The organism is Bradyrhizobium sp. AUGA SZCCT0182 (assembly GCF_018130185.1).
Lineage (GTDB): Bacteria > Pseudomonadota > Alphaproteobacteria > Rhizobiales > Xanthobacteraceae > Bradyrhizobium.
In genome coordinates, this window is the sequence record NZ_JAFCLY010000002.1 from 194,607 (window position 1) to 220,308 (window position 25,702).

Annotated in this window: 24 protein-coding genes; 10 read left to right on the forward strand and 14 right to left on the reverse strand. The window is 63.5% G+C overall.

Going from position 1 to position 25,702, the window contains the following annotated elements:
• Window positions 1-5: 5 nt before the first annotated feature.
• Window positions 6-536, reverse strand: coding sequence for a hypothetical protein (locus JQ611_RS03275; RefSeq protein ID WP_212464495.1), 531 nt, complete (start codon window positions 534-536; stop codon window positions 6-8).
• Between JQ611_RS03275 and JQ611_RS03280 the strand changes: the two genes are divergently transcribed.
• The 4 genes from JQ611_RS03280 (at window position 520) to JQ611_RS03295 (ending at window position 3,269) form a co-directional block, all read left to right on the forward strand.
• Window positions 520-696 (forward strand): hypothetical protein, encoded by a 177-nt coding sequence (locus JQ611_RS03280; protein WP_212034130.1) that lies wholly within the window; start codon window positions 520-522, stop codon window positions 694-696. The two genes, JQ611_RS03275 and JQ611_RS03280, sit on opposite strands and share 17 nt — an antisense overlap.
• A 320-nt stretch (window positions 697-1,016) precedes the next feature.
• Window positions 1,017-2,639, forward strand: coding sequence for an ABC transporter substrate-binding protein (locus JQ611_RS03285; RefSeq protein WP_212464496.1), 1,623 nt, complete (start codon window positions 1,017-1,019; stop codon window positions 2,637-2,639).
• 255 nt (window positions 2,640-2,894) lie between these two features.
• On the forward strand, window positions 2,895-3,071 hold the full coding sequence (locus JQ611_RS03290; protein ID WP_212464497.1) for a hypothetical protein: 177 nt from the start codon (window positions 2,895-2,897) through the stop codon (window positions 3,069-3,071).
• Between the two features lie 30 nt (window positions 3,072-3,101).
• Window positions 3,102-3,269 (forward strand): hypothetical protein, encoded by a 168-nt coding sequence (locus JQ611_RS03295; protein ID WP_212464498.1) that lies wholly within the window; start codon window positions 3,102-3,104, stop codon window positions 3,267-3,269.
• Between the two features lie 134 nt (window positions 3,270-3,403).
• On the opposite strand, the gene JQ611_RS03300 is transcribed toward JQ611_RS03295, so the two are convergent.
• Window positions 3,404-4,096, reverse strand: coding sequence for an RlmE family RNA methyltransferase (locus tag JQ611_RS03300; protein ID WP_212464499.1), 693 nt, complete (start codon window positions 4,094-4,096; stop codon window positions 3,404-3,406).
• Window positions 4,097-4,308: 212 nt separating this feature from the next.
• Window positions 4,309-5,352 (reverse strand): Ppx/GppA phosphatase family protein, encoded by a 1,044-nt coding sequence (locus JQ611_RS03305; protein ID WP_212264913.1) that lies wholly within the window; start codon window positions 5,350-5,352, stop codon window positions 4,309-4,311.
• A gap of 195 nt (window positions 5,353-5,547) precedes the next feature.
• On the opposite strand from JQ611_RS03305, the gene JQ611_RS03310 reads away from it, so the two are divergent.
• Complete coding sequence (locus tag JQ611_RS03310; RefSeq protein ID WP_212464500.1) at window positions 5,548-7,923, forward strand: xanthine dehydrogenase family protein molybdopterin-binding subunit; 2,376 nt, start codon at window positions 5,548-5,550, stop codon at window positions 7,921-7,923.
• A 1-nt stretch (window position 7,924) separates the two neighbouring features.
• The gene (locus JQ611_RS03315) at window positions 7,925-9,313 is read left to right on the forward strand and encodes an FAD-binding oxidoreductase (RefSeq protein ID WP_212464501.1); all 1,389 of its coding nucleotides are present in this window, start codon (window positions 7,925-7,927) and stop codon (window positions 9,311-9,313) included.
• A 10-nt stretch (window positions 9,314-9,323) separates the two neighbouring features.
• Here the strand turns inward: JQ611_RS03315 and JQ611_RS03320 are convergent, their stop codons facing one another.
• Both JQ611_RS03320 and JQ611_RS03325 read right to left on the reverse strand, forming a co-directional pair.
• Window positions 9,324-9,932 (reverse strand): 2-hydroxychromene-2-carboxylate isomerase, encoded by a 609-nt coding sequence (locus tag JQ611_RS03320; RefSeq protein WP_212464502.1) that lies wholly within the window; start codon window positions 9,930-9,932, stop codon window positions 9,324-9,326.
• 2 nt (window positions 9,933-9,934) lie between these two features.
• Entirely contained in the window at window positions 9,935-10,735 is an 801-nt protein-coding gene (locus tag JQ611_RS03325; protein ID WP_212464503.1) for a hypothetical protein, read from the reverse strand.
• A gap of 174 nt (window positions 10,736-10,909) precedes the next feature.
• On the opposite strand from JQ611_RS03325, the gene JQ611_RS03330 reads away from it, so the two are divergent.
• The 3 genes from JQ611_RS03330 (at window position 10,910) to JQ611_RS03340 (ending at window position 14,446) form a co-directional block, all read left to right on the forward strand.
• Window positions 10,910-11,395, forward strand: coding sequence for a YaiI/YqxD family protein (locus JQ611_RS03330; RefSeq protein WP_212034138.1), 486 nt, complete (start codon window positions 10,910-10,912; stop codon window positions 11,393-11,395).
• 8 nt (window positions 11,396-11,403) lie between these two features.
• Entirely contained in the window at window positions 11,404-13,215 is a 1,812-nt protein-coding gene (locus JQ611_RS03335; protein WP_212464504.1) for an ABC-F family ATP-binding cassette domain-containing protein, read from the forward strand.
• A 151-nt stretch (window positions 13,216-13,366) separates the two neighbouring features.
• Window positions 13,367-14,446 (forward strand): D-TA family PLP-dependent enzyme, encoded by a 1,080-nt coding sequence (locus JQ611_RS03340; RefSeq protein ID WP_212464505.1) that lies wholly within the window; start codon window positions 13,367-13,369, stop codon window positions 14,444-14,446.
• Window positions 14,447-14,538: 92 nt separating this feature from the next.
• Here JQ611_RS03340 and JQ611_RS03345 read toward each other — a convergent pair whose 3' ends face one another.
• The 8 genes from JQ611_RS03345 to JQ611_RS03380 form a co-directional block, all read right to left on the reverse strand.
• A complete protein-coding gene (locus JQ611_RS03345; protein ID WP_409411248.1) occupies window positions 14,539-15,720 on the reverse strand; it encodes a TIGR03862 family flavoprotein in 1,182 nt (393 codons plus the stop codon).
• Between the two features lie 208 nt (window positions 15,721-15,928).
• The gene (locus JQ611_RS03350; protein WP_212264922.1) at window positions 15,929-16,846 is read right to left on the reverse strand and encodes an SDR family NAD(P)-dependent oxidoreductase; all 918 of its coding nucleotides are present in this window, start codon (window positions 16,844-16,846) and stop codon (window positions 15,929-15,931) included.
• Between the two features lie 116 nt (window positions 16,847-16,962).
• On the reverse strand, window positions 16,963-17,442 hold the full coding sequence (locus JQ611_RS03355) for a MaoC family dehydratase (RefSeq protein WP_212264923.1): 480 nt from the start codon (window positions 17,440-17,442) through the stop codon (window positions 16,963-16,965).
• Between the two features lie 3 nt (window positions 17,443-17,445).
• Complete coding sequence (locus JQ611_RS03360; protein ID WP_212464507.1) at window positions 17,446-19,179, reverse strand: AMP-binding protein; 1,734 nt, start codon at window positions 19,177-19,179, stop codon at window positions 17,446-17,448.
• 10 nt (window positions 19,180-19,189) lie between these two features.
• Window positions 19,190-20,077 carry a 3-hydroxyisobutyrate dehydrogenase gene (gene mmsB / locus JQ611_RS03365; RefSeq protein ID WP_212264925.1) on the reverse strand — a complete coding sequence of 296 codons (888 nt, stop codon included), beginning with the start codon at window positions 20,075-20,077 and terminating at the stop codon, window positions 19,190-19,192.
• Between the two features lie 33 nt (window positions 20,078-20,110).
• Window positions 20,111-21,184, reverse strand: a complete 1,074-nt coding sequence (locus tag JQ611_RS03370; protein WP_212464508.1) for an enoyl-CoA hydratase/isomerase family protein — start codon at window positions 21,182-21,184, stop codon at window positions 20,111-20,113.
• Window positions 21,181-22,326 (reverse strand): isobutyryl-CoA dehydrogenase, encoded by a 1,146-nt coding sequence (locus JQ611_RS03375; RefSeq protein ID WP_212464509.1) that lies wholly within the window; start codon window positions 22,324-22,326, stop codon window positions 21,181-21,183. The genes JQ611_RS03370 and JQ611_RS03375 overlap by 4 nt, the downstream gene beginning before the upstream one ends.
• Window positions 22,327-22,347: 21 nt before the next feature.
• On the reverse strand, window positions 22,348-23,844 hold the full coding sequence (locus tag JQ611_RS03380; protein WP_212464510.1) for a CoA-acylating methylmalonate-semialdehyde dehydrogenase: 1,497 nt from the start codon (window positions 23,842-23,844) through the stop codon (window positions 22,348-22,350).
• A gap of 99 nt (window positions 23,845-23,943) precedes the next feature.
• Between JQ611_RS03380 and JQ611_RS03385 the strand changes: the two genes are divergently transcribed.
• Window positions 23,944-24,858: a LysR family transcriptional regulator gene (locus JQ611_RS03385; RefSeq protein WP_212464511.1), complete on the forward strand. Its 915-nt coding sequence runs from the start codon at window positions 23,944-23,946 to the stop codon at window positions 24,856-24,858.
• A gap of 152 nt (window positions 24,859-25,010) precedes the next feature.
• Here the strand turns inward: JQ611_RS03385 and JQ611_RS03390 are convergent, their stop codons facing one another.
• Window positions 25,011-25,637 (reverse strand): TetR/AcrR family transcriptional regulator, encoded by a 627-nt coding sequence (locus tag JQ611_RS03390; RefSeq protein WP_212264930.1) that lies wholly within the window; start codon window positions 25,635-25,637, stop codon window positions 25,011-25,013.
• Window positions 25,638-25,702 lie beyond the last annotated feature (65 nt).

Here is a 25,702-nt window from a genome sequence, read left to right on the forward strand (position 1 = left end):
ATCCGTCACACCCAGTTGATCCCGGCGCCGGAAACATATCCGGGCGCAACCGTTTTCCTTTCGTACCTCGAAAGGAAAGACACCATGAAACTCGCAAAATTCGGAACGCTTGGATTGGCCGCGGTACTTGCACTTGCAAGCAGCTTCGCGCTCGCACAGACCGGTACTGGTTCCACCGGTGGCAGCACCGCGACCGGCGGATCGACCACAAGCGGCACCACCACGGGACCGTCGGTCAACAGCACGACGACAGGCAGTTCGACCACCGGCTTGAGCAACGATGCCGGCAGCGCCGCCGCCGGCGCGAACAGCGCGCGGAATCCATCAGGAAATCCCGCAATCAATACCTCCCCCAGCGGATCGCCGGTAACTCCTGCTCCGGGTTCGGGCGTGGGACGATAGCGCCGTGTCCTGACATACGGTTGTATGTGATTTTTATCACTGCGATCCATCGATACACTGGCAAAGATTTCCCTCCTGGCGAGATGGGCTCGCCAGAAATCAAGGAGGGAAACGTCTATGACCAAAGCGAACACGGAAGCTTCGACCAATCGTCTCGACGACACCGATCTGGAACTCGTGAGCGGCGGTGAACGCACCCTTTACGAGAACCTCCATCGGCTGTGGTTCGCGGCGAGCTGCGTCCTCTCAGGCAGTACGCTGACCGTGAAGGGCGATCAGTTGCACTGCAGCTGACACGCTGGCGCGAATAGCGCTTCTGACTCTAACGGCCTCGGCGCCGAAGCTTGAAAGGCGCTGAGGCCGTTATTGCGAGTTTTTGGAAGCTGAGCCGCGACGGCGCGCATGGACCGACGCCTTCTGCGGACGCGCCAAGCCGCGCCGCCGGCGAAACTGCCTGCGCTTCATTCGATCGCCTCGTCGACGGGCAATCGCGTCGATTTCAGCATGTTTGCACCCGGCCCAATGAAGGCGCAACGTACCGAAGCGCTTACCCACCTGTGGCACAGACCTTGCCTGCAAATGAGCATCTTTGTTCTGCAGAGGGATCGCTGCTCATGTCGCATTCATCGTTTTTCCTCAGCCGCCGGCACTTTCTGCAGACCACCCTGGCCGGCGCGACAGCCGTAGGTTTCCACGGTTCGGACGCCGCTGCGCAAGGCCGCTCGGAAACATTGCTGGTCGTGCAGGAGCTCGGCCCCAATTCGCTTGATATGCAGGGCGTCGGTTCGAACCAGACCGTCAACGGGCTGTCCTGGAATTGCTACGACCGGCTCCTGACCTACGCGTCAAAAACGCTGCCCGACGGGACGCTGTCCTACGACCGCGAAAAACTCGCGCCTGAACTGGCCGAGAGTTGGGAAGCTGCGGCCGACGGCATGTCCTGCACCTTCAAGCTGCGCAAGGACGCAAAGTTTCACGACGGCACGCCGGTCACGTCCAGCGACGTCAAATGGTCGTTTGATCGCGCGGTCAAGGTCGGCGGTTTTCCCACCTTTCAGATGTCGGCGGGCTCGCTGGAAAAAACGGAACAGTTCGTCGTCGTCGACGACCACACTTTCCGGATCGACTATGTCCGCAAGGACAAACTGCTGCTGTTCAACGTCGCCGTCGTCGTCCCCTTCATCATCAATTCGCAATTGGCGAAGAAGAATGCGACGCCAGAGGATCCCTGGGCATTGAGCTGGCTGAAGAACAACGAGGCCGGCGGCGGCGCCTACAAGCTTGACAGCTGGAAGCCCGGCACCGAGACCGTCCTGACGCGCTTCGACGACTGGAAGAGCGGCCCGCTTCCGAAAATCAAACGCATTATCATGCGGGACATCCCTTCCGCCGGCACGCGGCGGGCCACGCTGGAACGCGGCGATGCCGATCTCTCGAGCGGCTTTGCCCCTCGTGATTTCGATCAGGTCAACAAGGACGGCAAGGTCAAGGTCTCCGGCGTGCCGATCCCGAATGCGCTTTGGTCGTTGGCGCTGAATACCGCCAAGCCGCCGTTCGACAATGTCAAACTGCGCCAGGCGCTCGCCTGGGCGATGCCTTACGAACAGATCCAGAGCAGCGCCTTCTTCGGCCGCGCCGTTCCGATGTATGGCGGCCCCACTGAGATCTCAAAGCCGATATGGCCACAACCCTTCCCCTATGTCACCGACCTCGACAAGGCCAGGGCGCTGATGAAAGAGGCCGGTTTTGAGACCGGGTTCGAGACGACGCTCTCGCTTGACACCGGCACGGCAACGGTCGGCGAGCCCACCATCGTGCTCATTCAGGAGAGCCTCGCCAAGATCGGTATCAAGGCCGACATCAGCAAGATTCCGGGCGCCAACTGGCGGACGACGCTGAACAAGAAGGAATTGCCGCGGGCGCTCAACCGATTCAGCGGCTGGCTCGATTATCCCGAATATTACTTCTACTGGAATTTCCACGGCAACAATTCGATCTTCAACATCTCCTCGTACCAGAACAAGGAGATGGACAAGCTGATCGACAAAGCGCGCTTTGCGACCGATGCCGCGGAGTACGAAACGACCGTGAAGGCGTTCATTGCGCTGTGCATGCGCGACGTTCCGGTGATTCCGCTCAACCAGCCGATCCACGACGTCGCGATGCAAAAGAACATCGGAGGCTACGAATTCTGGTTCCACCGCGAGCCGGACTTCAGGCAGTTCACCAAGGGCTAGAGCGTTTTCCAGCGACGTGGACACCGGTTCGCGTGAAGAAAACGCGTCAAAACAAGAATCCAGAGCCCCGTTCCGATTCCATCGGAACGGAAAGGCTCTAGCCGCCGCGGGCTGGCCAAGCGCTCCCATTTGAAGCCGAAATAAGCCCCGTCTTGCTGTGTGACGTCGGTCACGGCAAGGGGCCGGCCCATGCCGTATCCCTGTGATCACGGATGGCGGGAATGGTCTCGCTTCAAGGATACACGGGAGACGACAATGGTGAACTCTAGGAATTCAGATCAGCCGGTTCGTCTGCTCGACGACGCCGCGCTGGAAGCGGTGGCAGGCGGCGTCCAGCATGGCGGCTGCATTCCGGGACGCCCGGTGCCCCCGCCGTACCCGACCGGCGACTGGACGTTCAAGGACGTCTTCGCGCGTTGGACCATCGGCTAACGATCAATCCCAAACCAACAGGAGACTGACATGACCAAGAATGAACTGAGCCTCGATGAACTGAACAAGGTCGCTGGCGGCATGATCAAGCAGACCGGACCGCGGCTTCCGACCGGGACCGGCCCGACCTTTCCGACCGACCCGTTTCCGTTCCCGTTCCCGTTTCCGATTCCGTTCGGTCCCTGGAACAAATATTGATCATTCGCACATCGGACCGACAGGAGGCCGCACATCAGGCGGCCTCTTTTGTTGGAAGTCTTTCGTCATTGCGAGCGAAGCGAAGCAATCCATGCTTCCGACCGGGCTTCGCTTCGCTCGCAATGACGGGAAACTTATTGCTGTGACTTCGCGCCGCCGCGAAAGCCCATCGCCAGCACGTAGCGCTCGGACGAGTCCTGTCGGCTTGACGCCGGTTTGACGTGTTTGACGGTGGCAAAATCGCGCTTCAGCTGCGCCAGCAGTTCGCCTTCGGCGCCGCTCTGAAACACTTTTGCGACGAAAGTGCCGCCGGGATTGAGCACCTCGGTGGCGAACGCCGCCGCGGTTTCGACCAGCCCGATGATGCGGAGCTGATCGGTCTTGCGATGGCCCGTGGTGTTGGCCGCCATGTCGGACAGCACGACGTCGGCGCGGCCGCCCATCATCGCCAGCAGTTTTTCCGGCGCGTCATGGCTAAGGAAATCGAGCTGCGCGAAGGTGACGCCCGGCACTTCCGGCATTTCCAGCAGATCGATCGCGACCACCTTGCCCTTGCCGTTGGCCGCCCCGATGCGTTTGGCCGCGACCTGGCTCCAGCCGCCGGGGGCCGCGCCGAGATCGACCACGGAGATGCCTGACTTCAGAAAGCGATGCTTGTCGTCGATCTCGATCAGCTTGTAGGCCGCGCGCGAGCGCCAGCCGTCCTTTTTGGCCTGCGCCACATAGGGATCGTTGAGCTGCCGTTCCAGCCAGAGCTTTGATGACAGCTTGCGCTTGCCACCAGACTTGACCGTGACGTGCAACCGGCCGGTGGTGTCTTTCGCCATGCGGATGCTTGCCTTTGGATACTATTGAAACGCGATACAGTGGTTCTCCCTCTCCCCGTTCTTCACGGGGAGAGGGTTGGGGTGAGGGGCTCGATCCGCGAAATTGGTTCCAGTTGATGGACCTGTACCCCCTCACCCGGATCACATCTGCGATGTGATCCGACCTCTCCCCGCAAGCGGGGTGAGGTAAGCCAGGCCGCACGTGCGCCGCCTTAGCACGACCTTAGCGCGCCGTCCTCCCGCATCATTTCGACCAGCATGCCCTCGCGCAGGCCGCGGTCGGCGACGCGCAGCCGCGGCAGCGGGAACGCGTCGCGGATCGCGTCGAGAATGGCGCAACCGGCCAGCACCAGATCGGCGCGCTCAATGCTGATGCAATTGTTGTTGGCGCGCTCCTGATAGCTCATGCCGAGCAGCCGCTGGATCACCGACGTGACGTCGGAATTGTTCATCCAGATGCCGTCGATGCGGCGCCGGTCGTAGCGCTGCAAATTGAGAAACACGCCGGCCAGCGTCGTCACGGTGCCCGACGTGCCGAGCAGATGCATGTCACGCAGATCACCGCCATGCTCGGCCGCAAACGGCGCCACGTATTGCGCGACCTCGGCGATCATCCGCGCATAGGATTCGGCCGTGACGTCCTTGCCGCCGAAATGCTCGGCGATGGTGACGACGCCGAGCGGGATCGACATCCATGCCTTGATCCGCGGGACGGCGTTTTCTTCCCCTGGATCGCGCTCGATCCGGACCAGTTCCGTCGATCCGCCGCCGATATCGAACAGGATGGCGCCTCGCCCTTTGGGGTCGAGCAGCGGCGAGCAGCCGATCACCGCGAGCGTCGCCTCGGTCTCGCGATCGATCACCTCGAGCCGGATGCCGGTGTCTTTTGCCACCCTCTCGCGAAAGCTTTCGGCATTGGCCGCGGCGCGGCAGGCTTCGGTTGCGATCAACCGCAGGCGCCGGGCCTTGCGGTAGCGGATCTTGTCGCTGCAGATACTCAAGGCCGCAATGGCACGGTCGATCGCCGCTTCGCTGATGGAACCGGTCGAGGAGATGCCCTCGCCCAGCCGGATGATCCGCGAGAACGAATCGACCACGCGGAAGCCGTCGCCGGCCGGACAGGCGATCAGGAGCCGGCAGTTGTTGGTGCCAAGGTCGAGCGCGGCGTAGACGCCGCTTTCCGCCCCTGCCACAGCAGACCCTGACGGGCTTGCGCGGGCCGCAAGGCCATCGGCAAGCCGCGTATCCTCGTTCATCAAAACTGTCTTTCCGCGGCTTTGCTGCCGCCGAAGAATGAGCGCTCACGGAAACTTTAGCAGCGCCAAGGGCCTACGCAACATCCCATCACATAGGACCATGCCCAAACAGGCGTTGTCGCTGGGGGATCGGTGGGTTATTTGGTTCCGAGCCCGCGAAAGTCGCGGAAATCCAAGCATTTCAGGTATTTTTCGATGCAAGATCATACGTCGCCGTCGTCGCTGGAAAACGCTATCGCAGTGCAAAAATACGGCGTCGGGCAGCCTGTGCGCCGCAAGGAAGACGACACGCTGGTCCGCGGCAAGGGCAAATACACCGATGATTTCAGCCTGCCGGGCCAGGCCTATGCCTGGATCGTGCGCTCCAGCCACGCCCACGGAATCATCCGCGGCATCGATATCAAGGCCGCGCGGACCATGCCGGGCGTGCTCGGCGCCTGGACCGGCCAGGACCTTATGGCCGCCGGCTACAACCCCTTCACCTGCGGTCTGCCGCTGAAGAGCCGCGACGGCTCGCCGCTGCTGCAGACCAACCGCATGGCATTGGCGACCGACAAGGTGCGCTTCGTCGGCGATCCCGTGGCCTATGTCGTCGCCGAAACGCTGGCGCAGGCGCGTGATGCGGCGGAAGCCGTCGAGCTCGATATCGAGCCGCTGCCCGCGGTGACCAGTGCCGAGGAAGCGGCACAACCCGGCGCGCCGCAGCTCTACGATCACATCCCCAACAACACAGCGCTCGACTATCACTATGGCGATGCAGCGAAGATCGATGCGGCATTCGCCGGCGCCGCGCATGTAACAAAGCTCGATATCGTCAACACCCGCGTCGCCGTGGTGTCGATGGAGCCGCGCGTGGCGTTGGCTTCCTACGACAAGGCCAGCGAGCGCTTCACCATCCAGGTGCCGACCCAGGGCGTTTCCGGCAACAAGGTCACGTTTGCAAAAATCCTGAACGTGCCGAACGACAAGGTTCGCATCCTGACCGCCAATGTCGGCGGCTCGTTCGGCATGAAGAACATGAACTATCCGGAATACACCTGCATCGCGCATGCCTCGAAGGTGCTGGGCCGTCCGGTGAAGTGGACCGACGAGCGCTCGACCAGCTTCCTGTCCGACAGCCACGGCCGCGCGCAGATCATGCATTGCGAACTGGCGCTCGACGCCGAGGGTAAATTCCTCGCCGTGCGTCTGAAGGGCTATGGCAATCTCGGCGCCTACATCACCGGCGTGGCGCCGGGCCCGCTGTCGCTCAACACCGCCAAGAATCTTGCGAGCGTCTATCGTACGCCGCTGCTCGGCGTCGACATCAAGACGGTGCTGACCAACACCACCTTGATGGGCGCCTATCGCGGCGCCGGCCGGCCCGAGGCCAATTACTACATGGAGCGGCTAATCGACCGCGCCGCCGATGAAATGGGCATCAACCGGCTCACCCTGCGCAAGCGCAACTTCATCAAGCCGGCGCAACTGCCGTTCCCGGCGGCATCCGGTGTCACCTATGACAGCGGCGATTTCCAGGGCGTGTTCGCCAAGGCGCTGGAATTGTCCGACCACGCCAATTTTGCCAAGCGCAAAAAGGAAAGCAAGAAGCAGGGCAAACTGCGCGGGATTGCAGTCGGCTCCTATCTCGAAGTCACCGCACCGCCGAGCGGTGAACTCGGCAAGATCAATTTCGAGCCGGACGGATCGGTGAAGCTAACCACCGGGACGCTCGATTACGGCCAGGGGCATGCCACGCCGTTTGCGCAGGTACTGTCCGCAGAGCTCGGCGTACCCTTCGAGAAGGTCACGCTCGAACAGGGCGACAGCGATCTCGTGCGTTTCGGCAACGGCACCGGTGGCTCGCGCTCGATCACCGCGACCGGTCAGGCGATCGTCGAAGCCGCGGCGCTGGTGGTCGCCAAGGGCAAGCAGGCGGCGGCGCATCTGCTGGAAGCCAGCGAGGGCGACATCGAATTCGGCAATGGCCGCTTCACCATCGCCGGCACCGACCGCTCGATCGGCATCATGGAACTGGCGCAGCGGCTGCGCGACGGCAAGGTGCCGGAGGGCGTGCCCGATACGCTCGACGTCGATCACGCCACCAAGGACACGCCGTCGACGTTCCCCAATGGTTGCCACGTCGCCGAAGTCGAGATCGATCCCGACACCGGGGTTACGAAAATCGTGCGCTACACCGGGATCTCTGACTTCGGCACCATCGTCAATCCGATGATCGTCGACGGCCAGCTGCATGGCGGCGTCGCGCAAGGCATCGGCCAGGCGCTGATGGAGGAAGTCAGCTACGATTCCAGCGGCCAGCCGATCACCGGCTCTTTCATGGATTACGCGATGCCGCGCGCCGGCGACATTCCGCTGATGGCAACCGCCGATCACCCCTCGCCGGCCAAGACCAATCCTTTGGGCACCAAGGGCTGCGGCGAAGCCGGCTGCGCCGGCAGCCTCGCCTGCATCGTCAATGCCGTGATCGATGCGCTGTCGGAGTACGGCATTTCGCAGATCGACATGCCATTGACATCAGAACGCGTCTGGCGTGCGATCCAGGAGGCCAAGGCGAGGAAGGCGGCATAGGATGCAACCAGCCATCATCGGTGAACTCCGCGCAACGTTCGACGCGACAACGGTCCTGACCGGCGCCGATATCGATGCGCGCTATTACACCGATATAGCCGGCATCCCCGTCCCTCCGCCGATTGCGGTGATGCGGCCGCGCTCGACCGAGGACGTCTCGCGATTCCTGGCGATCTGCCACCGGGCGCGCGTTGCGGTCACGACCCAGGGCGGCATGACCGGACTCGTCGGCGCCACCATGCCGATGGCCGGCGAAATCGTGCTGTCGATGGAGCGCATGAACGCGATCGAAGAGGTCGACACCGGCGGCGGGGTCGTCATCGCCCAGGCCGCCGTGCCGCTGCAACGCGTGCACGAGCGCGTCGCGCAGGACGGCTTCATGTACCCGCTCGATCTCGGCGCCCGCGGCAGCTGCACGATCGGCGGCAACATCTCGACCAATGCCGGCGGCAACCGGGTGATCCGCTACGGCATGACGCGCGATCTCGTGCTTGGGCTCGAAGCGGTGCTTGCTGACGGCACCGTGCTCAAGGGCGTGCGCAAATACATCAAGAACAACACCGGCACCGACCTCAAGCAATTGTTCATCGGCACCGAAGGCACGCTCGGCGTGGTGACCCGCGCGGCGTTGCGGATTTTCCCGGCGCCGGCCGAACAACAGGTGGTGCTTTGCGCGCTGCCGAGTTTCGACAAGGTGCGGGCGATGCTCGACCTGGCGCGCAAGCGGCTTGGCGGCGAACTGACCGCGTTCGAGGTGATGTGGAACAGCTATTACCGCCTCGTGACGCAGCTGGTTCGAGGCGTCGCCGCGCCGCTGCCAGCCAGCCATCCCTTCTATTTGCTGATGGAATCCTCGGGCAGCAACGCCGAGCGCCTCCGCGCCGACGTTGAACAACTGCTCGAAGAGGCGCTGGGTGAAGGCATCATCCTCGATGCGATCATTGCCAATTCAGGTGCTTCTACAGCCGCGATCTGGCGGGTTCGCGATTCCAGCGTCGAACTCAGCCGGGCGACCGCGCCCACCGTCGGCTTCGACATCAGCCTCGCCATCGACCAGATGGAACCGTTCACGGAAGCGGTCGCAAAGGCGATCAAGGCGGTCGACAAGGACGCCTACACCATCGTGCTCGGGCATGTCGGCGACGGCAATCTGCACGTCAACACAAAATACTCGCCTCCGGCTGACAAGCATGAGGAGATGAAGAAACTGGTCTTCGGCCTCACCAGCGACTTCGGCGGTTCGATCTCGGCCGAGCACGGCATCGGCATCTCCAGGCGGCCCTATCTCAAGCTCAGCCGCACCGCGGAGGAGATCGAGACCATGCGCACGCTGAAGCGCGCGCTTGATCCGCATCACATCCTCAATCCCGGTCGCGTCTTCGAGATGTGAAGCACGCCGCCTAGGCGGCGAGCTTCAATGCGCGCTCCAGGAGCTCCAGCCGGTCCTGGCCCCAGAAGATATCGCCCGAGGGCAAGACGTAACTGGGCGCGCCGAACACGCCCGCCTTCAGAGCATCCTGCGTGTACTGCTCGTACAGCGCATCGAGTTCCGCGTCCGACGGGCCGCCGGCGCGCAGCGCGGCGGCGTCGAGTCCGGCGCGTTGCGCTGATGATGCCATCACCACGGGGTCCGCAAACGATTCCTCGCGCTCCCAGATGGCGCGCGCCAGCTCCAGCGACAATTTATGAGCGTCCTTGCCCTGCAGCTTGGCCGCGATCACAAGGCGCGTCGCCGCCGCGTCATCGCTGGGGAAGAATTTAGGCTCGACATTGAGCGGAAGTCCCCGCACCTCGCGCCAGCGCCTGAGCTCCATCAGCCGGTAAGCCTGCCGCTGCGGCGAGCGCTTTGGCAGCGGCAGCCCGCCGGTCTGCTCGAAGATCGGGCCGAACTTGGCGGGCTTGACGTTGACTTCCGCGCCATAGCGCCGCGCGATCTCGGCGAACGGGCCGCTGCCCATGTAGGTCCAGGGCGAGTTCAGCGACAGATAGTAGTCGATGGTAATGCCCATGGTTACGCCGCCACCTGTTCGCGCGGCTGGTAGATCGCGGTGTGGTGGCAATGCGCCAGCGGTGTCTTGCCGTTGGCGACCACCAGCGCATCGAGTTCGACGAAACGATGGCCCTTCTTGTCGTAATTGCCGATCACTTTGGCGCGCGCGGTCAATTCATCCCCGATGCGGGCCGCTGACAGGAGCTGCATCCTTGTGCCGACATGAATCCATGGGCCCATAACGGCGTTGTCGACCAGCACCATGTTCATCACCCGCGGCAACAGGCCGGGGTGGCCGAGTCCTTCCTGCGCGTAGATCACTTCGGTTTCGCGAATATCCGCCAGATATTGTTTTGCCGCGTCCGTCGCCCAGGTGCGCGGCGCCGCGCCGAGCCATTTACCCAGTGCATAGGACGACGCATCGACCGGCTTGCGCTCGCCTGCGGCTGCGACCTCGACAAAGTCGGAAAGCGAAAATGATGGCGCTGCCGATGGCAGCGAAGCTGTGCCGGTCGCACAAATATCTCCCCGGCTCTCGACCTGGAGCTCAAGCACGCCGTTGGTTTCCTCGCCCATGACGTCGGCCTGCTCGCCGTCATAAACTGGCTTGACGAAGCGCGCCTCGATCAGGCCACGCTCCAGAAAGGCCCGGCCCCATTTTGCGACCGGCAGGTGCATCATGTAGGCCATGACATCGACACCGGGCACCAGACCGCCGCTAAAACCATAGCGCTTCGCCACCGTGTCATCGTGCATCTTGTTCTCGGAATGCTTGGAAGTGTTGTAGGCCGAGACGCGATACGGCCCGATCCGGCTTGTCATGCCCGTTTCCTTTATTTTCTTGTTGTTTCCGGGCGTTATCGTACGCAAAGAAAGTGTCGTGGCAAGCGTGTTCCCCGGCCTGTTTTCCTCGCCTTTTTCCGCCCCATGGAGTACCACGCGCGGACGAGACGACGAGACCGAATCCACCCCAATAAACCGACTGAAGTGCCTGACTTGAATCCACCCCGCATCTATGTCGACGCCGACGCCTGCCCGGTCAAGGACGAGATCTATAAGGTCGCGAGCCGGCACGGCCTGCCCGTCAGCGTGGTCGCGGGCAATTTCATCCGCGTGCCGCAGGATCCGCTGATCGAGCGGATCGCCGCCGGCGCCGGGATGGATGCCGCTGACGACTGGATTGCGGAACGCGCCGGCAAAGGCGATATCGTCATCACCTCGGATATTCCGCTGGCGAGCCGCTGCGTGAAAGCCGGCGCCGAGGTGCTGGCCCCCAACGGCAAGCCGTTCACCGAACAATCGATCGGCATGACGCTCGCGGTACGCAATCTGATGACCGACCTGCGCTCGTCCGGTGAAGTGACGGGCGGCCCGCGATCCTTTGCGCCGCGCGACCGCTCGGCGTTCCTCTCCGCGCTCGACCAGACTATCCGGCGCATCCAGCGTCAGCGGGCTTTGCCGCCTGCGCCGAACCAGAATTGAGCTGAACGATGCCGCCGCCGCTGATCCAGTTGAAAGATATCGCGCTAACGTTTGGCGGCACGCCGCTGTTGTCGGGCGTGGAACTGTCCGTGTCGACGGCCGAGCGCGTGTGTTTGATCGGCCGCAACGGCTCCGGCAAATCGACGCTGCTGAAGATCGCCGCCGGACTCGTCGAGCCCGACAGCGGCAGCCGCTTCGTGCAGCCCGGCGCCACCATCCGCTATCTGCCGCAGGAGCCTGATTTCGGCGCGCACAAGACGACGCTGGCCTATGTCGAGGCCGGACTCAATCCGGGCGACGACCATTATCAGGCGCGCTATCTCATCGAGCAGCTGGGCTTGAGCGGCGATGAAGATCCCGCCCATGTCTCGGGCGGTGAAGCCCGCCGCGCGGCGCTGGCGCGGGTGTTGGCGCCCGCCCCCGACATTTTGCTGCTGGACGAGCCGACCAACCATCTCGATCTCACCACCATCGAATGGCTGGAAGGCGAGCTGGAGAGCCGCCGCTGTGCGCTGGTCATCATCAGCCATGACCGCCGCTTCCTCTCCAACCTGTCGCGCTCTACCGCCTGGCTCGACCGCGGCCAGATCAAGCAGATCGACCGCGGCTTTTCCGCATTCGAGGCCTGGCGCGACGAAGTGCTGGCCGAGGAAGAGCGCGACCAGCACAAGCTCGACCGCAAGATCGTCAACGAAGAGCACTGGCTGCGCTACGGCGTCTCCGGCCGCCGCAAGCGCAACGTCAAGCGGCTCGGCAATCTGCATGCCCTGCGCGATCAGCGGCGCACTTATCGCGGCGCGACCGGGAATGCCAGCCTCGCCGCCGCCGAAGCGGACAAATCGGGCAAGCTGGTCATCGAGGCCAAGAACATCGGCAAATCCTTTGGCGACCGCAAGATCGTCGACGGATTCTCGATCCGGGTGCAGCGCGGCGACCGCATCGGCATCGTCGGCCCGAACGGCGCCGGCAAGACCACGCTCATTGACATGCTGACCGGCGGCAGTCCGCCCGACAGCGGCACGATCCGGCTCGGCGCCAATATCGAGATGGCGACGCTGGACCAGCACCGCGAAAGCCTCGACCCCAAATCGACGCTGGCCGACGCCCTGACCGGGGGCGGCAGCGACCACGTCATGATCGGCGGCAAGCCGAAGCACGTCGTCAGCTACATGAAGGACTTTTTGTTCGCGCAGGAGCAGATGCGCACGCCGCTGGAGGTACTTTCGGGCGGCGAACGCGGGCGGCTGATGCTGGCTCGCTCATTGGCCAAGGCATCCAACCTGCTGGTGCTCGACGAGCCGACCAACGATCTCGACCTCGAAACCCTCGACGTGCTCGAGGAAATGCTCGGCGACTACGAAGGCACGGTGATCCTGATCAGCCATGACCGCGACTTCCTCGACCGCGTCGTGACCTCGGTGATCGCGCCCGAAGGCGACGGAAGCTGGATCGAATATGCCGGCGGCTATACCGACATGCTGGCGCAGCGCGGCGCGGATCTGAAGCGCGAGGCGGTAAAGGTCGCCGAAGAGAAACGGGAAGCGAGGGTTGCCGCTGGATCGCCTTCGACCGGACCGAAACGGCGCCTGAACTTCAACGAAAAGCACGCGCTGGAAACGCTACCCAAGACCATGGCGAAGCTGCAAGCCGAGATTGCCAAGCAGCAGCGCATCCTCGACGATACCGATCTCTACAAGAAGAACCGCAAGAAGTTTGATTCCGCCTCCGATGCGCTTACAAAGGCGCAGAAGGAATTGCAGGAAGCCGAGGACAAGTGGCTGGAGCTTGAGGTGCTGCGCGAAGAGATAGAACAGGCATGATGCGTGGGATGGTTGCCATCGTCATTGCCTGCGACAAACGCGAAGCGTTTGCGCAAGGGAGCGCAGCGACGAAGCAATCCATTCTGCACCTCGGATAGATGGATTGCTTCGCTTCGCTCGCAATGACGAGCATGCTGAATTGGAGTGAAAAATGACCACACCCCTCGCCGCCAAGATCGCCCGTGAATACGGCACCCCCGCCGCCGTGATCGACATGGACCGGGTCGAGCGCAACATCGCGCGGATCCAGGCGGCGTGCGATGCCGCAGGCGTCGCCAACCGGCCGCATATCAAGACCCACAAGAGCCCGCTGCTGGCCGCGATGCAGATCAAGGCTGGCGCCAAGGGCATCACCTGCCAGAAGCTGGGTGAGGCCGAAGTGATGGCGGACGCCGGGATCGACGACATCCTGATCAGCTACAATCTGATCGGCGAGGAGAAGATGGCCCGGCTCGGCGCGCTGCAGGGCAAGGCCAACATGACGGTCGCCTGCGACAATTCCGTCGTGGTGGCGGGCCTGCCGCAGGCGGCCGCTGCATCCGGCCGGCAGCTGTCGGTGGTGGTCGAATGCGACACTGGCCGCAAGCGTGCCGGCGTCGAGACCCCGGCGGAATCCATCGCGCTGGCGCGCGAGATCGCGGGCTCCAAGGGGCTGAAATTCGCCGGCTTCATGCTGTACCCGACCGAAACCGGCTGGGCGGAAGCGCAGAAGTTCTTTGACGAGGCGTTGGCAGGCGTCCGCGCCCACGGCCTCGATGCAACCATGGTCTCGACCGGCGGCTCGCCGAACATGAAGAATGTCGGCAAGCTCAAGGGCGCCACCGAGCATCGGCCCGGCACCTACATCTACAACGACCGCATGCAGGTCGCGGCCGGCGTCGCCAGCTGGGACGATTGCGCACTCAGCATCTATTCAACGGTCGTCAGCCGCGCCGGTCCGGACCGCGGCATTCTCGATGCCGGCTCCAAGACACTGACGTCCGACACCGGCGGGCTCGAAGGCCACGGCCTGATCCTCGAGCATCCCGAAGCCAAGATCGCGCGTTTTGCCGAAGAGCATGGCTTCCTCGACCTCACCCGCAGCAATACGCGGCCGAACGTCGGCGACGTCGTGCGGATCGTGCCCAACCATGTCTGCGTCGTCGTCAACATGATGGACGAAGTGGTGATGGTGCGCGGCGACGAGATTCTTGGAACGCTGCCGGTCGCGGCGCGGGGGAAGTTGCGGTGATACGCACGTAGGGTGGGCAAAGGCGCGCTCTTCGCGCCGTGCCCACCATCTATCTATCCAACGAAATGGTGGGCACGCTTCGCTTTGCCACCCTACGAAGCCAGGCTGAGCCACTTCAATACGCCCCTGCCCGCCGCAGCGCCGGTGGCAAACGACGCCTGCAGCAGATAGCCGCCAGTTGGGGCTTCCCAATCCAGCATTTCACCCGCGGCGAATACGCCTGGCAAACGACGGATCATGAAGGCGTCGTCGAGTTCGTCGAAGGCGATACCGCCCGCGGTCGAGATCGCGCGCGCGATCGGCGCGACGCCGTTGAGTTCTATGGGCACGGCGTTGATCAGACGGGCGAGATCAGGTGGCGATAGCGACGCCATCGACACGCCGGATATCTTGACCGCCTCCTGCAATAACCCGATCGCAACAGGCGAAAGATGCACGGCCTTGCGCAGGAAATTCGACTGGGATTGTTTGCCCTTTGGCGCCGAGAGCCGCGCGGTCAATTCCTCGATCGCCAGATCAGGGCGCAGCGCGATCTGCAGCGTCGCCTGCCCCGCGCTGGGGATCGCTTCGCGCAAGTCCGCCGACAACGCATAGATCGCGCCGCCTTCGATGCCCGTTCGGGTGACGATCGCTTCGCCGCGAACGGTGCGCGCGCCAAACGTCAGCGCGACGCCTTTCAGCGGTTGGCCTTCAAAACGATCGCGGAAAATGTCGGACCAAGCGACGGTGAAGCCGGAATTGGCCGGGCGCAGCTTTGATATCGTCACACCCTTGGCGGCAAGCGTTTCCGCCCATGCACCGTCGGAGCCGAGCCGTGGCCAGCTAGCGCCGCCGAGCGCCAGCACGGTTGCCGTCGCCTCGATCTCGCGTTGGCCATCGGGTGTTTGAAAAAGCAAGCGGCCGTTGTCATCCCACCCGGTCCAGCGATGGCGCAGCGCGAGTTGAACGCCTTGCCCGTCCAGCCGCCGCAGCCATGCCCGCAGCAGCGGTGAGGCCTTGAACGCCTTTGGGAAAACCCGGCCGCTGGAGCCGACAAAGGTCGATTGCCCCAGTGCCTCGCTCCAGTCGCGCAGCGCCTGTGGCGGAAAGGCATCGATGGCCGCCTTCAGGTTCGGCATTGCTTCGGCGTATCGCGAGAGAAACGCGGGCAGCGGTTCGCTGTGCGTCAGATTGAGCCCGCCCCGCCCGGCCATCAGCAGCTTGCGGCCGGCGGACGGCATCGCGTCATGGACGGTGACGGCAGCGCCGCCATTGGCCAACACCTCGGCGGCCATCAGGCCGGCGGGGCCGGCACCGATGATGGCGATGTTGTTGGCGCGAGGCGATGACATGGCGTGAGTGTAAGCCGGATTCGCCTACCGCAAAAAAGAACGTCATTCCGGGATGGTCCGAAGGACCAGACCTCAGGGGCGCAATTGCGCCCTGGGGAATCTCGAGATTCCGGGCTCGACGCTTCGCCTCGCCCCGGAATGACGGCGAGCGCTACAGCTTGATCCCCGCTCTCGCCGCGGCCTGCCCCACGTACTTCTGCGTCTGCTCGAACGCGCCCTGCAGCGCCTTCGCCGTGGACATATCGCCGATCGCGGCAAAGTTCGCGGCGATCGCGTCCGGCGTCCAGTCGGATTGGGCCAGGTTGATGCCTTCGGTCTCGACGACCTTGATCACCGCAAACGAGCCGGCACCGGCGCCCATGATGGTGCGGGTCGGCGCGTCCTCGCTGAGCAAGAATTCCACCGCCGGCGTGATCGCCTCGGGGCGCATCAGCGCCAGCGCCTGCGGCGGCAGCAGTTCCTCGGTCATGCGCGTCGCCGCGGTCGGCGAGATGGTGTTGACGCGGATGTTGTTCTTGCGGCCCTCCTCGGCCAGCACGTTCATCAGGCCGATCATGCCGGCTTTGGCCGCGCCGTAATTGGCCTGGCCGAAATTGCCGAACAGGCCGGATGAGGAGGTGGTGACGACGATGCGGCCGTAATTGCGCTCGCGCATGCCGGCCCACACCGCCTTGCAGCAATAGAAGGTGCCGGTGAGATGGACATCCAGCACTTTCGCGAAATCGGCGACTTCCATTTTTGTGAACGACTTGTCGCGCAGGATGCCGGCATTGGCGCACAGCAAATCGACGCTGCCCCACTCTTTGGTGGCGCGCTCGACCATCGCCGTGACCTGCTCGAAATTGGAGACATCGGCGCCGTCGGCGATCGCGGTACCGCCGGCTTTGCGGATTTCCTCAACCACGGTCTCGGCCGGGGTCAGCGAGCCACCGGTGCCGTCGCGCGCGCCGCCGAAATCATTGACGACGACCTTGGCGCCGCGGCTGGCCAGCCCCAGCGCATGCGCCCGTCCCAGACCATTGCCCGCGCCGGTGACGATTGCGACGCGTCCGTCAAACCTGATTGTCATGATTGCAGTTCCTGCTCTTCGTCATGCCCGGGCTTGACCCGGGCATCCACCCAAAATCGAGAGGTTTTTGAGCAGTGATGGATTGCCGGGTCAAGCCCGGCATGACTGGCGAAACCTTACGCGAAATAGATCAAGCCGAGCCAGTTGGCGACCAAAGCGGGTTTTGCTTCACCCTCGATCTCGACGGTGACATTGGTGCGCGACTGCAGCTCCTTGGGCTTACGCAAAATTGCCTCCAGCAGCGTGAAACGGCCGCGGACGCGGGAGCCCGCGCGCACCGGCGACATGAACCGCAGCCGATCGAACCCGTAGTTGACCCCCATCGTGGTGCCTTCGATGACCGGCATCACCTCGTAGGACATGATCGACAGCAGAGACATCGTCAGAAAGCCGTGCGCCACGGTGGTGCCGTAAGCGGTTTCCTTCTTGGCGCGCTCGGGATCGACATGGATGAACTGGTGGTCCTCGATCACGTCGGCATAGAGGTTGATCCTGGCCTGATCGACCAGGTGCCAGGACGAGACGCCGATCTCCTTGCCGACCATGGCCTGATAGGCTTCAAACGAGACCGGCGGTTTCTTCCAGACTTCATTCATTACTCAGGTCTCCAATCCGGCAGTCCGCACCTTCTGCAGCTCCGGAAACTGTTCTTCGCGGAATTCCGTCCCGCGCAGCGCATCGGCGCGGTTGTCGTCGTGCTCCAGCCGGCGCAATTGCACGCGGCGGATTTTTCCCGAAATCGTCTTCGGCAGCTCGGTCACAAGCTCGATGCGGCGGATACGCTTGAACGGCGCCAGGCGGGTGTGCAGGTGGTTGAAGATCGACAGCGCGGTCTCCGGCGTGCGCTCGACGCCCGCGACCAGCAGGACATAGGCTTTCGGGATTGCGAGCCTGATCGGATCGGGACTGGGCACGACCGCGGCCTCCGCGACCGATTCATGCTCCAGCAGCACGCTCTCCAGTTCGAATGGACTGATGCGGTAGTCGGACGATTTGAAGACGTCGTCGGAGCGGCCGACAAAGGTCAGATAACCCTCGTCATCGGCGAACACCACGTCGCCGCTGCGATAGAGGTCGCCATCGGCGCCGCTCAGTTTGCCGTCCTCGCCCTGATAGCCCTGCATCAGGCCGGCCGGACGGTCCGCGCCGAGCACCAGCGTCACCTCGCCCTCTTTGGTCGCGTGGCCATCATTGTCGGTGATCTGCACGCGGTAGCCGGGCAACGGCCGGCCCATCGATCCGACCTTGACGGTCTGGCCCGGCGAATTACCGGCGAGCGCCGTGGTTTCGGTCTGGCCATAGCCGTCGCGGATGGTCAGGCCCCAGGCGGTGCGGACCTGATCGATGACTTCGGGATTGAGCGGCTCGCCGGCGCCGCAGACTTCGCGCAAGGAGACTTTGAAGGCCGCAAGCTTCTCCTGGATGAACAGCCGCCACACCGTCGGCGGTGCGCACAAGGTCGTCACGCCACAACGGCCGATGGTCGCGAGCAACGCCTTGGCGTCGAAGCGCGGCTGGTTGACCACGAACACGGTGGCCCCGGCATTCCAGGGCGCGAACAAGCAGCTCCAGGCATGCTTGGCCCAGCCCGGCGAGGAAATGTTGAGATGCACATCGCCCGGCTGCAGCCCGAGCCAGAACATCGTCGACAACGCGCCGACGGGATAACTGCGCTGGCTGTGCCGCACCAGCTTTGGCTTTGCCGTGGTGCCCGAGGTGAAATAGAGCAGCATCGCGTCGTCGGCGTTGGTCGGACCATCGGCTGCGAATGTTTCCGAAGCGCCGGCAGCCTCTTCGAACGGCAACCAGCCCTCGTGCTTCGATGTCGCGCCGACCACGATGCGCACCAGGCCTTCGGCGCCGAGACTGGCAAATTTTGCGACCTGATCCTGCGAGGCCACCACCACCTTCGCCCGGCCGCGGTCGAGCCGGTCGCGCAATTCATCGGGGGTCAGAAGCGTGGTCGCTGGAATCACGACGACGCCGAGCTTCATCGCCGCCAGCATGGTCTCCCACAGCGGCACGACATTGCCGAGCAAGAGCAGCAGATGATCGCCGCGTTTCAATCCCTGTGCGCGCAGGAAGTTGGCGACCTGGTTGGAACGGCGCGACAGCGCGGCAAAGGAAAGCTTTGTCTCCTTGTCGCTGCCGGCATCGACGATCCACAGCGCCGCGCGGTCCTTGCTGTCGGAGTTACGCGCCAGTTCGGCATCGAACCAGTCCAGCGCCCAATTGAACGGAACCGGATCCGGCCAGCGGAACCCCTTTACCGCGGTGTCGTAGTCGGTGCGGTGCTTGAGCAGAAAGGCGCGCGCTTCCTGGAAACTCGTCATCGGCTCTCCGTTATTTCCCGGCGAGACTCCGAACGTGCTGGATAATCCCGGAAAAATCCACCCCGCCATGGCCGGCGGCGTCGAACGCCTTGTAGATCTCCTGCGCGTGCTTGCCCAGAGGGGTCGCGGCGCCCGCGGCATTGGCGGCGTCCTGCGCCAGCGTCAAATCCTTCACCATCAGATTGGAGGCGAAACCGGGCTTGTAGTCGTTGTTGGCCGGAGAGGTCGGAACCGGGCCCGGCACCGGGCAATAAGTCGTCAGCGACCAGCATTGTCCCGATGAGGTCGAGGCGACGTCGAACAACGCCTGATGCGACAGGCCCAGTTTCTCGGCGAGCGCGAAGGCCTCGCCGACCGCGATCATGGAAATGCCAAGAATCATGTTGTTGCAGATCTTGGCCGCCTGCCCTGCGCCGGCGCCGCCGCAATGCACGATCTTCTTGCCCATGTTTTCCAGCACCGGCTTGGCGGCGCCGAACGCCTTCTCCTCGCCGCCGCACATGAAGGTCAGCGTCGCGCCCTTGGCGCCGCCGGTGCCGCCGGACACCGGTGCATCGACGGAAGCCATGCCGTGCTTGGCCGCCAGCGCATGCGCCTGTTTTGCACTCTCGACGTCGATGGTCGAGCAATCGATGATCAGCGCGCCCTTGGCCATCGCCGGAACCACGTCGGTCCAGACCGAGACCACGTGCTTGCCCGCGGGCAGCATGGTGATGACGGTATCCGCCCCCTTCACCGCGGCCGCGGCGCTTTCCGCAATCGTGGCGCCGTCGCTCTTGGCCTGATTCTTGGAGGCCTCGACCAGATCGAAGGCGATGACCTTATGGCCGGCCTTGACCAGGTTGGCCGCCATCGGCCCGCCCATATTGCCGAGGCCAATGAATGCGATAGTTGCCATCTCGAATCCTCCGCGTGAGCTGTTCTTGTTGTTTCAGTTGAACCTGAGTTCGTCGGCGCCGATCTCGGCGAAATAAGGCGCCTGCATCGCAGGGGTCACGTCCTCGATCCGTGGCGGCGACCATTTTGGACTGCGGTCCTTGTCGATCACGGCGGCGCGGACGCCCTCGCGAAAGTCGTCGCTGGCAAACACTTCGAGGGCCGCGCGATATTCCCGCACCAGGCATTCTTCCATCGAGGACGACGCCCGCGCCAGTCGCAGCAGTTTCAGCGTGACCACCATGCCGCGCGGCGATTTTTCGCCAAGCGTCTTCAGCGTTGAAAGCGCCAGTTCCGAGCCGTCGCGCTGCAGGGCGGCGACGATATCTTCCATCCGGTCATGGGCGAACCAGTTGTCGATTTTTGCCTGTATCGCGGCGACGGGACCGGCAGTCTCGCCGGTCGCAAAGCCATCAATAAGGGTCTTGATTTCGGCTGATGTTGCTCCGGGCCGGACTTTGGTGAGCGCCTCGCGCAGCGCGGCCAATTTGGCCGACGGCACCACCGTGTCGGCAAAGCGCGCATTAATCGCGTCTGGACCATTCATGGTTTGGCCGGTCAGGCCAAAATAGGTTCCGATCTCGCCCGGCGAATGCGAGAGTAGCCAGGTGCCGCCGACATCTGGGAAAAATCCGAGGCCGACTTCAGGCATGGCGAGCTTTGTCCGCTCGGTCACCACGCGATGGCTGCTGTGGGCGGATAGCCCGACGCCGCCGCCCATTACGATGCCGTCCATGAAGGCGACATAGGGCTTTGGGAATCTCTTGATGCGGGCGTTGAGGATGTATTCCTCGCGCCACAGGATTTTGCCGAGATCGCCGGCGACCTTCGAGCTTTCCCAGAGCGCGCGGATATCGCCGCCGGCGCAGAGGCCGCGCTCGCCTGCCCCCTCAAGCAGGATCACCGCGACCGCTGGATCGGCCTCGAACTGATCGAGCGCCTTGTCGATGTCGCGGAACATCTCCAACGTCACGGCATTGATCGCCTTCGGCCGGTTGAGGCGGATTACGCCGCAAGATCCCTCGCGCCGCGCGATCAGGTCACCCTCTGGCGATTCGACTGCTGTCATCGCGCGCCTTCGATCAGTTTTCGCGACACAATCAACCGCATGATCTCGTTGGTCCCTTCCAGGATCTGGTGCACGCGCAAATCGCGCACGATCTTTTCGATGCCGTATTCGCTGAGGTAACCGTAGCCGCCATGCAGTTGCAGCGCCTGGTTGGCAACCTCGAAACCGACATCGGTGCCAAAGCGTTTGGCCATCGCGCACAGCATGGTTGCGTCCGCATCCTTGCGGTCGAGCGCGGCGGCTGCGCGCCACACAAAGGTCCGCGCAGCTTCCAGTTCGGTCGCCATGTCGGCGAGGCGAAACTGCAGCGCCTGGAATTCGTCGAGGCGCTTGCCAAAGGCTTTCCGCTCTTTCATGTAGCTAAGCGATTTATCGAGCGCGTTCTGCGCGCCGCCGAGCGAACAGGCGGCGATGTTGATGCGGCCGCCATCGAGCCCGGCCATCGCGATCTTGAAGCCGATCCCTTCGTCGCCGAGGCGATTTTCGATCGGCACGCGAGCGTTTTCGAAAATCACCGCGCGGGTCGGCTGGGCGTTCCAGCCCATCTTGCGCTCATTGGCGCCGAACGACAGCCCTGGCGTATCGCCCTCGATCACCAGGGTCGAGATGCCGCCGGGGCCATCGGCGCCGGTGCGCACCATCACCACATAGAGATCGCCCTTGCCGGCGCCTGAAATGAACTGTTTCTGGCCGTTGAGCACGTAGTGATCGCCGTCGCGCACCGCGCGGGTACGCAAGGCAGCCGCGTCCGATCCGGAGCCCGGCTCGGTCAGGCAATAGCTCGCCAGCAGCTCCATGGTGCAGAGTTTTGGCAACCACTTCTGGCGCTGGGTATCGTTGCCATAGGCATCGATCATCCAGGACGCCATGTTGTGGATCGAGATGAACGCCGACACCGTCGGGCAGCCCTGCGCCAGGGCCTCGAAGATCAGCGCGGCGTCGAACCGCGTCAGCGCCGAGCCGCCGACATCGTCGCGGATATAGACCCCGCCGATGCCGAGCGTCGCGGCCTCGCGCATCACGTCGACGGGAAAATGCTTTTCCTCGTCCCAGCGGATCGCATGCGGCGCGATTTTTTCCGCGGCGAACTCCCGCGCCATATCGCGAACCGCAATCTGGTCCTCGTTGAGAGCGAAATGCATTTTGCGCTCGGCTTCTGCGCGCTAGTTCATCGTCGGAATCGAGAACTCCGCGCCCTCCTTCACACCCGACGGCCAGCGCGAGGTGATGGTCTTGGTCTTGGTGTAGAAGCGGATCGAATCCGGGCCGTGCTGATTGAGATCGCCGAAGCCGGACTTCTTCCAGCCACCAAACGTGTAATAGGCGATCGGCACCGGGATCGGCACGTTGATGCCGACCATGCCGACTTCGACCTTGGCGGCGAAATCGCGCGCGGCGTCGCCGTCGCGGGTGAAGATCGCAACGCCATTGCCATAGTCATGGTCCGACGGCAGCGCCAGCGCTTCCTTGTAGTCGTGCGCGCGCACCACCGACAGCACCGGCCCAAAAATCTCTTCCTTGTAGATCCGCATGTCCTTGGTGACGTTGTCGAACAGCGAACCGCCGAGATAGAATCCCTTCTCATAGCCCTGCATCTTGAAGCCACGGCCGTCGACGGCGAGCGTCGCGCCTTCCTTGACGCCGATATCGATGTAGCTCTTCACCTTCTCGACCGCTTCGCGCGTCACCAGCGGGCCGTAATCGGCGGAGGGATCGATCGAGGTGCCGATCTTGAGCGACTCCACGCGCGGGATCAGCTTTTCCATCAGGCGATCGGCGGCGGTCTTGCCCACGGGCACCACGACCGAAATCGCCATGCAGCGCTCGCCGGCCGAACCGTAGCCGGCGCCGATCAGGGCATCGACAGCTTGGTCCATATCGGCGTCGGGCATGACGATGGCGTGGTTCTTGGCGCCGCCGAAACACTGGCACCGCTTGCCGGTCTGTGCAGCGCGCTCGTAGATGTACTGCGCAATCGGCGTCGAGCCGACAAAGCCGATCGCCTTGATATCGGGATCGTCGAGGATGGCGTCGACGGCCTCCTTGTCGCCGTTGACGACGTTGAGCACGCCGGGCGGCAGGCCGGCCTCGATCATCAGGGCGGCCAGCATCATTGGCACGCCGGGATCGCGCTCCGACGGCTTCAGGATGAAGGCATTGCCGCAGGCGATCGCCGGCGCGAATTTCCACATCGGGATCATCGCCGGGAAATTGAACGGCGTGATGCCGGCGACGACGCCGAGCGGTTGCCGCATCGAATAGATGTCGATGCCGGGGCCGGCGCCTTCGGTGTATTCGCCCTTCATCAGGTGCGGAATGCCGCAGGCGAATTCGGCGACTTCGAGTCCGCGCTGGATATCGCCCTTGGCGTCGGGAACGGTTTTGCCATGCTCACGCGCAAGGCAATCAGCGAGTTTGTCGTAATCACGCTGTACCAGTTCGACGAATTTCATCATCACGCGCGCGCGGCGCTGCGGGTTGGTCGCGGCCCATTCCGGCTGAGCTGCCCTGGCGTTCTCGACGGCGGCGCGAACCTCGGCCTTGGAGGCTAACGCCACCTTGGCCTGGACGTCTCCGGTCATCGGCTCGAAAACGTCGGCCGTCCGGCCCGAATTGCCCTTGACCTCTTTGCCGCCGATGAAATGTCCGATTGAACGCATGAATCTTCTCCCTAGACCCGGTTAGATCGCTTTACCGCCCTTTTTGACCTGCATTTCCTAGGATACAAGTGCGATAAATTGCACCATAGATGTGCGGAAATGCTGGATCAAGGCGGCGGTACGATCGATTGGGATGACTTCCGTTTTCTGCTGGCGATTGCGCGCGGCGGAACGGTATCCGTTGCCGCAAAACAGCTTGGCGTCGATCATGCCACAGTGATCCGGCGTGTCGACCGGCTGGAACGGCATCTGTCCGCAAAACTGTTTGATCGGCGTAAAACCGGATATTTGCTGACCGAGGCCGGCCAGCGCGTCGCCGACAGCGCGGAAGCAATGGAATCGACCATCGTCGCCAACCAGGAGGCGGTCGGCGGCTCCCGCGCGCATCTGACCGGCACGGTGCGGATCGGGGCGCCGGACGGGTTTGGCAGCCACTTCCTAGCCTCGCGGCTGGTAAAATTCGTCGAGCGATACCCGGACCTCGACCTGCAGCTGGTCGCCACCGCGCGGCTGTTCAGCCTCTCCAAGCGCGAGGCCGATATCGCGATCAGCCTGACGATGCCGAAGGAAGGCCGGATCGTGGGGCGCAAGCTGCTCGACTACAGCCTCGGGCTTTATGCCGCCCCCGCCTATCTCGATCGCGCGCCCGGGATTACCGGGCGCAGTGACCTCGCCGCACATCGTTTCGTCGGCTACATCGAGGAACTGCTGTTCACGCCGGAACTGGATTATCTGCCGCAGGTTAGCCCGAAGATCTCCGCTAAATTCCGCAGCGCCAATCTGATCGCCCAGCTCAACGCCACCATCGCCGGCTTCGGCATCGCCGTGCTGCCGCATTTCATGGCGACGGCGCATCCCGAGCTGCGCCCGGTGCTGCCGGACGAGATCACGATCTCGCGGACGTTCTGGCTGCTGATGCATGCCGACAGCAAGGATCTGGCGCGGATCCGCGCGGTGGCGGATTACATCTATGAGACGGTGGAGAACGAGCGCGCGCTGTTTAGTGGGCGGTGAAGCGACGTGTGTCGTCCCGGCGAAGGCCGGGACCCATAACCACAGGCTGCAATCGTCTGCCGAGATCGTTGTTAATTGCTTTCTTTTCCAACACGGCCGTCACGGCGTATGGGTCCCGGCCTTCGCCGGGACGACAGCGGTGGTGGTGGCTTCTAATTCGGCTTCGACTTCGCTGCGGCCTTCTTCGCCGCCGGTTTCGCCGCCGCCGCGCGACCGAGCACGGCCTCGCGCCCGGCGGCCAGCATTTCGTCGGAAAACTCGCCATTGCCGGCGATCCGCGACAGCACCAGCGTGCCCATCATGGTCGCGAGCGCCGCGACCGCCTGCTTGCGCGCGACTTTGCGCGGCACGTCGAGAATCTGATCGGCCATCATGTCGATCATCGCTTCCAGCTTGGCCGCAAAAGCCTTCCGCGTCTTCGCGCTCTCACGCGCGATCTCGGCGCCGAGCGTCGGAATCGCGCAGCCATGGCCGGGATCGTCGCGATGAACAGGCGTCAGATAGTTCTCGACGATGGTTGCGAGACGCTTGTCCGGCGGGGTCTCGTCGGCGACCTTGCGCCAGCGCTCGGTCGAGCGGTCCATCGCATAGGCAAAGGCTTCGATGACCAGCGCCTCGCGGGAATCGAAATGGGCGTAGAAGCCGCCATGGGTCAGGCCGGCCTCCTTCATCAGGTCGGCGACGCCGATGCCATGCGCGCCCTTTTCGCGAAGCCGCACGGACGCCTTCTTCACGATCCGCGCGTGGGTTTCCTGCTTGTGCTCCTTCGAATAGCGCATCGCGATTCCTGAACCATTAGATGTTTGCAGTCATATAATAGCAGTTGCGTACGAAAAAAGCTGCA

Coding starts and splice junctions, on each gene's coding strand:
- JQ611_RS03280 (WP_212034130.1), top strand. CDS start 520: ATGACCAAAGCGAACACGGAAGCTTCGACCAATCGTCTCGACGACACC.
- JQ611_RS03285 (WP_212464496.1), top strand. CDS start 1,017: ATGTCGCATTCATCGTTTTTCCTCAGCCGCCGGCACTTTCTGCAGACC.
- JQ611_RS03290 (WP_212464497.1), top strand. CDS start 2,895: ATGGTGAACTCTAGGAATTCAGATCAGCCGGTTCGTCTGCTCGACGAC.
- JQ611_RS03295 (WP_212464498.1), top strand. CDS start 3,102: ATGACCAAGAATGAACTGAGCCTCGATGAACTGAACAAGGTCGCTGGC.
- JQ611_RS03300 (WP_212464499.1), bottom strand. CDS start 4,096: ATGGCGAAAGACACCACCGGCCGGTTGCACGTCACGGTCAAGTCTGGT.
- JQ611_RS03305 (WP_212264913.1), bottom strand. CDS start 5,352: ATGAACGAGGATACGCGGCTTGCCGATGGCCTTGCGGCCCGCGCAAGC.
- JQ611_RS03310 (WP_212464500.1), top strand. CDS start 5,548: ATGCAAGATCATACGTCGCCGTCGTCGCTGGAAAACGCTATCGCAGTG.
- JQ611_RS03315 (WP_212464501.1), top strand. CDS start 7,925: ATGCAACCAGCCATCATCGGTGAACTCCGCGCAACGTTCGACGCGACA.
- JQ611_RS03320 (WP_212464502.1), bottom strand. CDS start 9,932: ATGGGCATTACCATCGACTACTATCTGTCGCTGAACTCGCCCTGGACC.
- JQ611_RS03325 (WP_212464503.1), bottom strand. CDS start 10,735: ATGACAAGCCGGATCGGGCCGTATCGCGTCTCGGCCTACAACACTTCC.
- JQ611_RS03335 (WP_212464504.1), top strand. CDS start 11,404: ATGCCGCCGCCGCTGATCCAGTTGAAAGATATCGCGCTAACGTTTGGC.
- JQ611_RS03340 (WP_212464505.1), top strand. CDS start 13,367: ATGACCACACCCCTCGCCGCCAAGATCGCCCGTGAATACGGCACCCCC.
- JQ611_RS03345 (WP_409411248.1), bottom strand. CDS start 15,720: ATGGCCGCCGAGGTGTTGGCCAATGGCGGCGCTGCCGTCACCGTCCAT.
- JQ611_RS03350 (WP_212264922.1), bottom strand. CDS start 16,846: ATGACAATCAGGTTTGACGGACGCGTCGCAATCGTCACCGGCGCGGGC.
- JQ611_RS03355 (WP_212264923.1), bottom strand. CDS start 17,442: ATGAATGAAGTCTGGAAGAAACCGCCGGTCTCGTTTGAAGCCTATCAG.
- JQ611_RS03360 (WP_212464507.1), bottom strand. CDS start 19,179: ATGACGAGTTTCCAGGAAGCGCGCGCCTTTCTGCTCAAGCACCGCACC.
- mmsB (WP_212264925.1), bottom strand. CDS start 20,077: ATGGCAACTATCGCATTCATTGGCCTCGGCAATATGGGCGGGCCGATG.
- JQ611_RS03370 (WP_212464508.1), bottom strand. CDS start 21,184: ATGACAGCAGTCGAATCGCCAGAGGGTGACCTGATCGCGCGGCGCGAG.
- JQ611_RS03375 (WP_212464509.1), bottom strand. CDS start 22,326: ATGCATTTCGCTCTCAACGAGGACCAGATTGCGGTTCGCGATATGGCG.
- JQ611_RS03380 (WP_212464510.1), bottom strand. CDS start 23,844: ATGCGTTCAATCGGACATTTCATCGGCGGCAAAGAGGTCAAGGGCAAT.
- JQ611_RS03385 (WP_212464511.1), top strand. CDS start 23,944: ATGCTGGATCAAGGCGGCGGTACGATCGATTGGGATGACTTCCGTTTT.
- JQ611_RS03390 (WP_212264930.1), bottom strand. CDS start 25,637: ATGCGCTATTCGAAGGAGCACAAGCAGGAAACCCACGCGCGGATCGTG.